We start from the raw sequence: 11,121 nt of genomic DNA, 5'->3' as shown, positions 1-11,121 counted from the left end.
TATTATCTCTTTGGCATTTTAGGTGAAGAGAATGGGCCACTAGAATTGGACTTTTTTTCCTCTTGGATTTTTTTCTTCCGATAAACCGTTTCGTTCTCTGTAAGACCAGAAAGAATCGCTGTATTCTGTTCATCAGAATTTCCAATGGAAACTACAGTCTCCACAAGTTCACCCTCTACTTTTTTAGTGACTTTTCCTTTGCCAGACCCACCTTTTACAAATTCATTCGGAAGCAGTAATACATCCCTCTCTTCCGAAAGGATAAAATCTATGGTAATCGACATCCCACTTCTCAAATATTCCGGGATGATTTTTAATTCCAAATCTACATTGTACATAGTTACATTGTTTTCCGTCACAGCTTCATATCCAATATGAGATACCTTCGCTTGGATGGGCGTATTGGAATAAGAATCTACTGTGACATTGGCAGTCTGACCAATTTTTATTTTTGATAGATCCGTTTCGTCCACTTTCGCTTGTACCATCAAATTATCAGAAAGAACATAAAGTATGTCTTGTTGGGTTACGGTTTGTCCCGGACTGATATTTGAGGCAATCACCAAACCGCGTAAAGGTGATATTACTGGAGTAGGTTTATAAAAATCTTCCCATTTTTTTAACTCATCCTCGCCTTTAGCTCTGGCCGCGTCTAGAAGGGCTGCTCTTTCTGTAGAACTCATCCAAGCGATAATTTTTCCACGCCCTACATGCGTTCCCTCATTGACTAGAATTGATTCCACTCGTCCAGCAATGGGTGGTTTGATTTCTAATCGGTTTTTAGGAATGGCGGTACCAGTGGCTCGAACTGTAACAACTAAATCTCCTCGAAACACTTTCGAAGATTCTAATTTTGTATTGGATTTTGATTTTCCAAAACCAAATAGATAAATCATCACAGAAACAATGACTATAACAATGGTAATAAATACAAATTTAATCTTCATCAAAACATTTTCCTAAATTTCGCAAGTAAGTAGCCTCAGATAAACTAAGATCCCTCTTACCCAACAAAAGATTTTTTTCACGATTGATTAGATCGTTTTCGATAATATCCCAATTTTCAAAACTAATCAGTCCATTGGAATATTGAGATCTGGCAATCATCGCACGAATCTCAGAAGCTTTATAAAATTCTGTTAATACCAATAATTGTTCCGAAGCATTTTTAAAATTTAAATGGGACTGCTCCAAAGAAAACGAAAGTGTGTTCCTTTTGGAATCTCGTGTGTGGATGGATTTTTCGTATTCAGTTTTTGCAATCTTTACATTATAATAATCCCTCCCACCATTAAACAAGGGATAGGTTAAGTTCAATCCAAAGCTATAATTCCTGGGTTTTGGTAACCAAACATCATCCTGCCTCGTTACTGTGGCACTTAAATTGAGGTCAGGATAAAAACCGGCTTCTGCTACACCAATGTTGGCTTGAGCTGCTCTGACTTTCGATTGTTCTGCCATAACGGAAGGATGCGATTCCAATAATGATTCTTTTTCTTTCTCTGAATATTTCTTTTCCATCACCGGCTCATAAACAAATTCAGAATTAATACTTATATCCAATCGATTAGCAATCACTCTCTCTACTTCGTTTAGATTACTTTCAAACAAACGAAAAGCCGAAGATACTTCAAATTCGGATTGTTTCACAAAGGATTCACTCAGCAAAAAACTACCTTTGTGCTCTCGACCAACTTCATAACGAAGTTTTACCAAATCTCGATTTTTAGTGCGCCTATCTTTAATTTTTTCAGATAGTTGATGAAGCTCTTTTGCATACAACATTTGTGCATAACCCGACTTCAATTCAAAACAAACCTTTAACCTGGAGTCATGTAATGTTTGTTTTGCTGCTTGAAGTAACGCTTCCGTTTTATCGATTCCACTTTTATCTCGAAATCCAGCAAACAAGTTTTGATTTGTGCTAAGTCCCACCGAATAACGGTTAATTGCTGTTGGTCTGGACTCCCCTGAACTTGATGTTTGTGTTGTATTAGAGCCCGAGTTTGCCCCATTAATCAAAGGATCATTGACAGTACCTGAGCCACTAAAGTTTGCAGAAGATTGTCTAGCGGAAGCCAAAACATTGACAGTTGGTAAATAGGCCGCATAACTTTTTTCGTTTTCAAAAAAGGCTTTGTCGTAATCGGCCTTAGCAGATAAAAATTCTGGATTGGATTGTAGGGCTGTTTGCCAGAGTTCCTTCACCTGGACCGGTTTTGCAGACAGAGTTACCAATCCAGACACTCCCAAAATAACAAATGAAAAACTACTCAACTTCACTATATACTAAACCTAAGTTTGATGGAAAAAGTTCCTAAGATTTGAATTTTTAAAAAAACTTACCAACTTCCGGAACTACCTCCCCCTCCAAAACTCCCACCACCACCACTAAAACCTCCTGACCTAGAACCCCCTCCGCTACTACTTGACCAACCTCTGCCACCGCCAGAACTGCGATATGATCCACCAAAGATTCCCTTTTTCATTCTCCTGCGGCCGTGAGGGGTCAAAAGATGGTAGAGTTTATACAGACCTATTCCAATCGCATAAGTTAAAAATACAGAAGCACCAATATTCGCACCATGGATGGCAGCGGGAAAGATACTCCAAAAGGGAAATAAAAAGAAATAAATAAACCAGCCAATATAAGGTGCGTTAGCTGCTACGTATGTAAAAATTCCCAAAAGAACTAAAACGAAAACTGAAACAAAAATTTTTACCTGATAAGGAATTTCATCTTGTCCCTCCGATATTTCACCTAAAAAAGAAAGAGGACCTAAGTGAGAATAGTCTTCAGGAGGTGGTGCCGAATAAGAACCGTTGATTGCATCAATAATCGCATTCACACCATTTTGAATTCCTGATTCAAAATCGCCTTTTTTAAAATAGGGTTTCATTTCTTTTTCAATGATATGGTGACACAAAACATCCGTTAAACTTCCCTCCAATCCATATCCGACTTCAATTCTTAATTTGCGGTCATTTAAGGCGATTAACAATAGAACTCCATTGTCTTTTTTCTTTTGACCAAGTTTCCACTCTTCAGCAACTTTGATTGAGTATTCTTCTAAAACCTCCCCATCTAATGAAGGGACAACAAGAACGGCAATTTGATTACTTGTTTTACTTTCCTGATCTTTGAGTTGTCTTTCTAAAGCGGAAACAAACCCAGGATCTAAAGTCCAAGTTTCGTCCATCACTCGGGCCTTTAAAGTGGGAACGTCTTTTGCTTGGATAAGAATGGGGAAAAAGAAAAGAAGGGAAAAAATCAATATCCTCTGCATACAAGGATATTGATTTTAAAACATTAAGTTACAAGAATTTTTTATCGACTACTTGTGGATTCGAGTGGCTCCATAATAAGCAGAGATTGGTTTTAGGTCTTCAAAGCCAATCAAATTCACTTCTCCACCCCTAAGTTCATAGTCTCGTTTGAAACTTTGTAAAAACTCAATAGCCGAAAAACCAATCATTTTTACATTCTTATCAAACTTCAGGTCTACCCTTTCGGCAGGAGTGATCTTTCTAAGCAATAGTTTCAGTGAAATCATGTTTGAAAATAACAAAGCATGTTTTACATCCAAAATATGGACTTTGTTCTCTGATTTAACTGTGATGTCGGCTACAAAAATATAACGAAGAGGGACTCCAAAATAAATTTGAATCAAAATAGCCGTTATAATACCACAAAAAACACCAACTAACAAATCTTCTACTATAGTAAGCACTACTGTCACAGTAAAAATAACAATTTGATCCCACCCTTTTTCATAGGTTTCTTTGAAAACATGAGGTGAAGCCAATCGAATCCCGACCATAATTAAAATTCCGGCAAGCGATGCCAAAGGAATCCGATGGATGAGACCCGGTAAAAGCAAAATGAAGAAAAGTAAAAAGAGGCCATGAAAAAAATTGGACCAACGCGTTTTTGCGCCATTGTCCATATTAGCAGAGGACCTGACCACCTCGGCGATAATCGGTAATCCTCCAATCCAACCTAAAAGAAAGTTACCTGCCCCTTTTGCAACCAACTCACGATCCATATTTGATTGGCGTCGATACGGATCTGTATTATCAACGGCAGTCGCAGTTAACAATGATTCAATGCTTGCAATAAGAGCTATAGTGATTACCATCACCCAAAAGATTCCATCCTTCCATCTAGAAAAATCCGGGAAGGTAATTCCATCGGAAATATGCTCTGGTAGGTTTACTAACTTTTCTGGGCCAATTTTATACGTTTGGTCGAGCAAAGTATAAGAATGCTCATCTGCTAAATCAAAAACCACTCCAAGGGCAATCCCAACTAACACTGCAACTAGTGGTGCTGGAAGTTTTTTCACCAAAGGACTTTTGATTTTTGCTAAAATGGCGAGGATCACAATGGCTGAGATCCCGATGATTGCCACCTCAGGATTTACAAAAGAAAAACTGAAAGGAATTTCCAGGAGTAATCCGCCGATCGTTTTGGCTTTGGGGGTAATTCCAAGAGCTACATAAAACTGTTTAGAAATAATGATAATCCCAATTGCCGCCATCATCCCATGTACTACAGATATGGGGAAATATACGGTTAAATTTCCTGCTTTGATCAAACCCAAAACTACTTGAATGGCTCCTGCAATTACAATAGCAGCCAGTGTCAGCTCAAATCCAAGTTTTGCATCCCCACCACCTAATACCATGATCGAGTTCAAAACAACAGCGATTAGTCCGGCCGCAGGGCCATTGATCGTAAGATGAGATCCACTTAACAAAGAAGCTATGACTCCACCAACAATACCGGAAAAAATTCCGGCCATAGGGGGTGCTCCAGAAGCGAGTGAGATACCCAAACAAAGGGGCAACGCAATCAGAAACACAATAAAACCGGACACTATGTCCGATCGCCAATTTTCCTTTAATCCGGGTAACCAATCTTTTGGTTTGTCTTCGTTCTTCATAGGTAACGTCCTCTTTATCTAACTATCTTTAAATGGCTTTTTATTTTTCCGAAACTGATTCGGATTCACACCGGATTGTTTTTTAAATTCCAGATAAAACGCAGATCTGGATCCAAATCCAGAAAGTTTGCCAACTTCAGCAATATTGAGTTCTGGTTGTTCATTCAGTAAAACCATGGCTTCTTTGATTCGATATTGGTTTAACAACGATGGAAAATTGAAACTGTATTCTGAGTTAATCAGTTCACTTAATTGGTGGTAAGATAAACCCATTTTAGAAGCAATGAATTCTTCGTTACATTCTGGATCAAGATACACCTTTTCAACACCTAACAAAGTTTCGAGTTTACTCCGAAATTCACTTTTATCTAACTTCGTAGTAACAGAACGGTATCTAGTTTTTGACTTATCTCGTTTTTCATAATTTCGCAAAAACAAAAACGAGCCCGCTGTCAAAAAAGGAAGATAGAAAACTGCAGCATAAATGAAGAATGGTTGGTATGGATAAAAATCAAAATGAAACAACGTTTTCAAAAATACCGAGAAAAGAAAAAAGAACCATCCAAATACGTAAGCCCTTTCATCACTTTCTTGCTTTGCTAATAATGAGCCATGAGTCTTAAATAAATAGTAAGCTGCCGTTCCAAAAATAGATAACACCAAAAAGATTCTAAATTCATAAACACGAGGAATTAACGGGACGAGTAAATATAAAAATCCTGCAAACGCACCGATCCAAAACAATACCTGTTTTGAGAAACGATTACCGACAAACTGGTCGAAAGAAGCAAGATAGACAAAAAATATGAAATGGTTTATGGATAAAAAAATGTAATAAGAATGTCTGACCAAGTTATTTGAATTTCCAAATATTGAAGCAAACTCCTTTCCATGAACAGAATACACCAGAAGGAAAAACATTAAAAAATGAATTAAGATCGAAATGTAGACCCTTTCTTTTGATTTTAAATATTCTGCAATGGCCCAACCGAAGGAAACAATCCCGACCATCGAAAAAAATAAAAATGTTAGAAAACGAAATAATACAATGGAACGATAGCTCGCCGAGGAGACGGTTCGAATGGGGAAGTTTAAGTCTTCATTCGATACAAGGTATATATAAAAATAGCGATTTTCCTTGGCCTTGAGCGTGACATTGAAATGCGGGAACGGGGACAGTAATCCCAACCAATCTTCCCAAACATACCCACTATAGGAATCGACGATTTCCCCGTCTTCCCCTTCCGAACAAAGTTCCACAAAGGGAATGTTGATCCATTGGATTAAGATACTGAAATAGGTATCCACCGGACCGTCATTCTTTAGCTCAAACCGGACCCATTGCCCCCCATCTTCCCGTTTTCCCCTAAGGGAGTCTGCACTGCGGTTGTCTATCCAGACCGAACTTCGCAAAGATTGGATAGATTCATGGCTGCAATTTTTGGGAATATCTGTCTTGTGGGGGACCAAAAATTGGACATTTCGGCTTATGTTCCGTCCATAGAAACTTTCCGGTTTCCACAAACACCCACCCAATCCGGTCAGGATTGCCAATAGAAGGGGGATGGCGGCCGTTCGTTTCATCTGAATCACCAGTTTTAGCGTATTCTATGCGCAAGGAAGCGATTTCGATGTTTGAAGAAATTTGAAATGAATTATTTTTTGTCCATTTTTATGATTTTGGACAAAATGGGTGTCTAAAATGATGACAACACGAGGGTAGAAATTATGGATTTCCACGCAGCACTCAACAACATCTTAAACCCACCGGTACTCTTTTTCTTTTTAGGAATGGGTGTCGTATTTTTTAAATCAGACCTACGGATCACGGAAGGGGTCTCCAAGTTCTTATCTTTGTATCTTTTGTTCTCCATCGGCTTCAAAGGTGGCCATGAACTATTTAAGTCTCCCTTTGCAGAAGAACACCTCATGACACTCATCGCCTGTATGTTTATGGCATGTTTTGTTCCGATTTACTCTTACTTCATCTTCAGAGCAAAGTTGGATCATGCAAATTCTGCTGCCCTTGCGGGAAGTTTTGGTTCCATCAGTGCCGTGACCTTTGTAACTGCTGGAGCGTTCCTACACAGTTACGGATATGAATACCAAGGTTTCATTGTGGCTGGAATGGCTCTTATGGAATCACCGGCGATCGTCCTTGCAGTCATCATTGATCGATTAGGCAAAAAGAAAAGTAATGAGAACTTAAATGAAAAAATTCAATGGAAACAATTACTCCATGAAGCTTTCTTTAGTTCTTCCGTTTATATTTTAATTGGAGCACTGATTGTTGGATATTTATCAGGTGAGTCTGGTTGGAATACAACAAAACCATTCACTGAAGATATTTTCAAAGGATTACTCACCTTCTTCCTATTAGATAAAGGAATTGATGCCGCAAGACAAATGCGCGAATTGAAAAAAGTTGGTTTTTTTCTCGTAGGATCGGCACTCATCATCATGTTGATTAACGTAGTAATTGCAATCCTACTAACTAAAATCATTCAAATGCCAATTGGTGATGCCCTTATGTTTGTGGTTTTGTGTGCCTCTGCATCTTACATCGCAGTACCGGCAGCAATGAAGGAATCCATTCCAGAAGCAAACCCAAGTATCTACCTAACGGTTGCTTTATCGATTGTATTTCCTATCAACATCATTATCGGAATCCCTTTATACTTTTACATTCTGAAAGTGATCGCAGGAACCGTTTAGTTAAAACAAACATTACTTAAGAAAAAGGAGATACATCATGTATATTTCAAAAGGTTATTTCTATTTTCTACTGTTAGCGGTATTTTTACCGCTGACAGTTTCAATGGCCACTCCCACAGAAACACAAAACTCTGACGGAACAACAGTAACTCCTAAACCCTATGTTTCTTCCATGAAAGAGAAGGGAATTGATCCTGAATATAACCGTCACATGTTTGTAGAGCCCGAGTTATCCAAACATTCAGCAAATTCACAGCAATTCTGGTTAAACGATGTATTACGGTTTGGTTTATATTTACGGCCCAGACAAGAATCCAGATACAATTTAGATTTCAATGCTTCTGACAAAGGTTATATTGATAGAACTGTTCAAACATCCTCTATTTATTTTATTTTTGATCCAAGTCCTTATATACAAGCAAAAGTAACCCTCCAAGATGCTCGCGTTTGGGGAGGAGAATCACCCGCTTCCTCTGGTGACATTCGTGCCAACTTCTTTAACAACACTGCGGATATTTATTCTAAAAATCAAACCAATGCAGTCTCCCTAAACCAAACAGGCGTAAGGGAAGCTTTTTTAACATTGAACCAACTTCCCCTTCATTCAAAATTACAAGTAGGACGACAAATTTGGGCTTACGGCGACCAACGAATGATTGGTGGTGGGAACTGGACTGTCAATGGACTTTCCTTTGATGGGGCTAGGCTCATGTTTAATTACGACAATTTTAAAATCCATTTTTTAATGGCAAGGCCCTACTGGACCCAAAGCGGGACTAATGGAGTCGTATCGGCTAACGATCCAAAATTAAACTCCGCTGCTACAGGAACAGACACCACCTTAATTGGAACCTATAATAGTTTTACCATTCCTGATTGGGTTACTTTGGATCTTTATAGTTTGGGAGTGGTTCGGAAATGGAAAAAAAATTCTTACAATTCCATCACTGGTCTACCCGCATCTTCTAGTGATGATCCACTGGCTGCCAACCGAAGTAGACAAAACCAAAACTTGATCACCACCGGGTTTCGCCTCACCAACAGAACCAAAGGAAACTTTCTTCCTGAAGGAAAATCTTGGGATTTTACATGGGAATCTGCCTTCCAAACAGGAACTAGCGGGCGACGGATCCAAGACCCATATCTAAAAGAATACCTTCCTAATGAATATGATAACTCAAGAACCGAAAGAGAAAAGTACACAGGCCAGATGCACGTTTTTCAAACGGGATATACCATTTTCAAAAAACTAAGATTAGGTGGTCAAGTCCTGTATGCATCCGGTGACAAAAATAGAGCCGATGGTTCCATATCCACATTCCAAACTTTAGCCAATCCGAGATTTGGAGTGATCCCCTATTTCAATAGTGTGGCAGGGATTTCAGAAAATATCAACGCTCAGAACCTCTATTCTAAATCGGTGAGTATTACTTACCAAACAGAATCCTTTGGTGAATTCCAAGTTACCTACTTTCAAAATGATAAAGCAGAAAAACAAGATGCATGGTATGCCATCAGTGGTGCTGCCAACTCCACAAGTTCTTTGGGTGAAAAAAATTCTTATCCAGTATCGGCTGACAAAGGTAGTACGGAAAACTATTCCAATAATTCCTATTCGTCGCCGTATGCGTTGGGAAAACGAATTTATACAGAAGTGGATGTAACTTGGCACGGACAAATCAATGATTTTGTTTCTCTATGGATGGGATTTGGGTATTTGAATGCAGGAGACTCCATCCGCAACTATCGAAATAGCAAAATCCAATACAACACAACCACACAATCCTTTGAATGGAACCAAAACTACCTGCAAGGCAAAAACCAACTGGCTCGTGATGCTTATATGGCTTATGCTCAAATCAATGCTGCTTTTTAAGAAAAACGTTCGATTTTTATATGGATTTGAATACAATGGAGGCCAGATTGATTCAAATCCATGTTGGAAGCTTCAAACAAACAAAGACGGATTCGCAACAGCCTCTCTCGTGAGGAAATTAGAAACGTTTCCCTCCTGATTTTAAAAGAAGAAGGATTGGACGGTCTCTCTATGCGAAAGATTGCCAACAGGCTCGGTTGCAGCGTTGCCAGTCCCTATTCGTATTATGAAAGCCAAATCGACTTAGTCCAAGATTTAATCAAATCGGGGGAAGATGAACTTCTCTCCATGTTGAAAAAAGGAAGTGCCGAGGTGGAAACTGGTTCTGCCTTCCAACAATTGGCCGCCATAGCTCGCTCCTATTTTAACTTTGCAAGTAATAACCGCGAATTACACAAAGTGATGTTTGTGACCGACTATGGTGGAGTCCATAGAAAGGCCTTCCCACAACTGCCAAAAAGTTACCGTTTCTTTTTAGAAACAGTACGCATTGGTTTTGAATCTGGTGAAATTCCTTATCCAAAAAATGAATACCCTGCCATCGCTCGTATGATGTGGAGTTGGATGTATGGAGTGATAGTTTTGGACATGACGGGAATGCTTCGCAAACGAAAAGGTTCTGGAAATCCCATTGAAGAAGGGATTTCCTATTTCCAAAAACTTCTTAGCAAAAAATAAACTAACTTATGCTTGGTGAGACTTCGAGTCCATCATCATCCATATCTAAATTTCCTTCCGTTTCTGCTGGAACCGAAATAGACGTGCCTTTATCTTTTAATCGGACCAATTCACTTCGAATGTAAGTGATTGTTTCTGGTGCATCGGTCACTTCCCAAATTGGATTCCCAACAGACATTCGAATCGGTTTGTTCAAATTGTATGCATCTAAATACAATGGAATAATTGGTAAGTTATATCGTTTGCTTAGAACTACCATACCAGGATATAGTTTTCTATTCTTTCGAAATCCGCGATACCAAGTTCCTTCAGGAAAAATTCCAATCCCTAAATTCCCGCGACCAATTCGACGTTTAAAATCTTTTATGGTAACAGGATCTGATTCACTTCGGTTCAACGGAATCAAATCAATGGACTTTACTATTCCTTTGACCATTTGTTCTTTTCTATACAACCATTTTCTTTTTTTTCCTTTATTGGGAATTCCAGAATCATAACTTGTAAGTGCTGTTGTATAAATTCCATATCGTTTGAGAACACCACGAATCACAAAAGCATCATAAGGCATGGTGATCGCTTTTAAAAATTTATTTCTGGGTTTGATATGGTTTGAAATAAGGATTATGGATTTGCCATTTAACTTACGCAAGATATGATCGTTTTGAATTTCAACTTTTTTGTTTCCATACTTCAGACGCATTGGTTTCACCACTACCCACATAAGCACAAATCCGATGGATCTTCCCACATAATAGAACATAACTTTTCCTCTTATACTGTAAGTGCCCTAAAACCCAATTTGGTTGCAAAAGTTTACCGAAGATTTTCGCTACAATTCCAAGTCATTTCTGTATCAAATGAAACCTTCAAGATCTCCCAATCTTGGCTTTAAAAATTTGACAATTC

Annotated in this window: 9 protein-coding genes; 3 read left to right on the top strand and 6 right to left on the bottom strand. The window is 38.6% G+C overall.

The genetic code is table 11. The annotated features are described in order from the left end of the window. Positions 1-2: 2 nt before the first annotated feature. The 5 genes from LEP1GSC195_RS16370 to LEP1GSC195_RS16350 form a co-directional block, all read right to left on the bottom strand. Positions 3-947 (bottom strand): efflux RND transporter periplasmic adaptor subunit, encoded by a 945-nt coding sequence (locus LEP1GSC195_RS16370; protein ID WP_015680649.1) that lies wholly within the window; start codon positions 945-947, stop codon positions 3-5. Further along, on the bottom strand, positions 937-2,247 hold the full coding sequence (locus LEP1GSC195_RS16365) for a TolC family protein (protein ID WP_232227846.1): 1,311 nt from the start codon (positions 2,245-2,247) through the stop codon (positions 937-939). Before LEP1GSC195_RS16365 ends, LEP1GSC195_RS16370 begins: the two co-directional genes overlap by 11 nt. 95 nt (positions 2,248-2,342) lie before the next feature. Beyond that, positions 2,343-3,275, bottom strand: a complete 933-nt coding sequence (locus tag LEP1GSC195_RS16360) for a TPM domain-containing protein (RefSeq protein ID WP_232227822.1) — start codon at positions 3,273-3,275, stop codon at positions 2,343-2,345. 60 nt (positions 3,276-3,335) lie between these two features. Then, positions 3,336-4,946 (bottom strand): SulP family inorganic anion transporter, encoded by a 1,611-nt coding sequence (locus tag LEP1GSC195_RS16355; RefSeq protein ID WP_015682381.1) that lies wholly within the window; start codon positions 4,944-4,946, stop codon positions 3,336-3,338. Between the two features lie 18 nt (positions 4,947-4,964). Next, the gene (locus tag LEP1GSC195_RS16350; protein ID WP_040506875.1) at positions 4,965-6,530 is read right to left on the bottom strand and encodes an AraC family transcriptional regulator; all 1,566 of its coding nucleotides are present in this window, start codon (positions 6,528-6,530) and stop codon (positions 4,965-4,967) included. A 144-nt stretch (positions 6,531-6,674) separates the two neighbouring features. Between LEP1GSC195_RS16350 and LEP1GSC195_RS16345 the strand changes: the two genes are divergently transcribed. Genes LEP1GSC195_RS16345 through LEP1GSC195_RS16335 form a run of 3 tightly spaced genes read left to right on the top strand, consistent with a single transcriptional unit; the run spans position 6,675 to position 10,215 of the window. Beyond that, on the top strand, positions 6,675-7,661 hold the full coding sequence (locus LEP1GSC195_RS16345) for a sodium-dependent bicarbonate transport family permease (protein WP_015681889.1): 987 nt from the start codon (positions 6,675-6,677) through the stop codon (positions 7,659-7,661). 37 nt (positions 7,662-7,698) lie between these two features. Further along, positions 7,699-9,537, top strand: coding sequence for an alginate export family protein (locus tag LEP1GSC195_RS16340; RefSeq protein WP_015681099.1), 1,839 nt, complete (start codon positions 7,699-7,701; stop codon positions 9,535-9,537). 60 nt (positions 9,538-9,597) lie between these two features. Further along, positions 9,598-10,215, top strand: coding sequence for a TetR/AcrR family transcriptional regulator (locus tag LEP1GSC195_RS16335; RefSeq protein ID WP_015680628.1), 618 nt, complete (start codon positions 9,598-9,600; stop codon positions 10,213-10,215). Position 10,216: 1 nt separating this feature from the next. On the opposite strand, the gene LEP1GSC195_RS16330 is transcribed toward LEP1GSC195_RS16335, so the two are convergent. Next, positions 10,217-10,975 (bottom strand): lysophospholipid acyltransferase family protein, encoded by a 759-nt coding sequence (locus tag LEP1GSC195_RS16330; protein WP_015680869.1) that lies wholly within the window; start codon positions 10,973-10,975, stop codon positions 10,217-10,219. Positions 10,976-11,121: the final 146 nt, after the last annotated feature.

It is taken from the genome of Leptospira wolbachii serovar Codice str. CDC (genome assembly GCF_000332515.2).
Taxonomy (GTDB): Bacteria; Spirochaetota; Leptospiria; order Leptospirales; family Leptospiraceae; genus Leptospira_A; species Leptospira_A wolbachii.
Note: the sequence above shows the minus strand (reverse complement) of the source record. Positions and strands in the feature narration are given on the sequence as shown.

What these genes read in the sequence shown, in the direction of transcription:
- LEP1GSC195_RS16370 (WP_015680649.1), bottom strand. Translation starts at nt 947, where the DNA reads ATGAAGATTAAATTTGTATTTATTACCATTGTTATAGTCATTGTTTCT.
- LEP1GSC195_RS16355 (WP_015682381.1), bottom strand. Translation starts at nt 4,946, where the DNA reads ATGAAGAACGAAGACAAACCAAAAGATTGGTTACCCGGATTAAAGGAA.
- LEP1GSC195_RS16350 (WP_040506875.1), bottom strand. Translation starts at nt 6,530, where the DNA reads ATGAAACGAACGGCCGCCATCCCCCTTCTATTGGCAATCCTGACCGGA.
- LEP1GSC195_RS16345 (WP_015681889.1), top strand. Translation starts at nt 6,675, where the DNA reads ATGGATTTCCACGCAGCACTCAACAACATCTTAAACCCACCGGTACTC.
- LEP1GSC195_RS16340 (WP_015681099.1), top strand. Translation starts at nt 7,699, where the DNA reads ATGTATATTTCAAAAGGTTATTTCTATTTTCTACTGTTAGCGGTATTT.
- LEP1GSC195_RS16335 (WP_015680628.1), top strand. Translation starts at nt 9,598, where the DNA reads ATGTTGGAAGCTTCAAACAAACAAAGACGGATTCGCAACAGCCTCTCT.
- LEP1GSC195_RS16330 (WP_015680869.1), bottom strand. Translation starts at nt 10,975, where the DNA reads ATGTTCTATTATGTGGGAAGATCCATCGGATTTGTGCTTATGTGGGTA.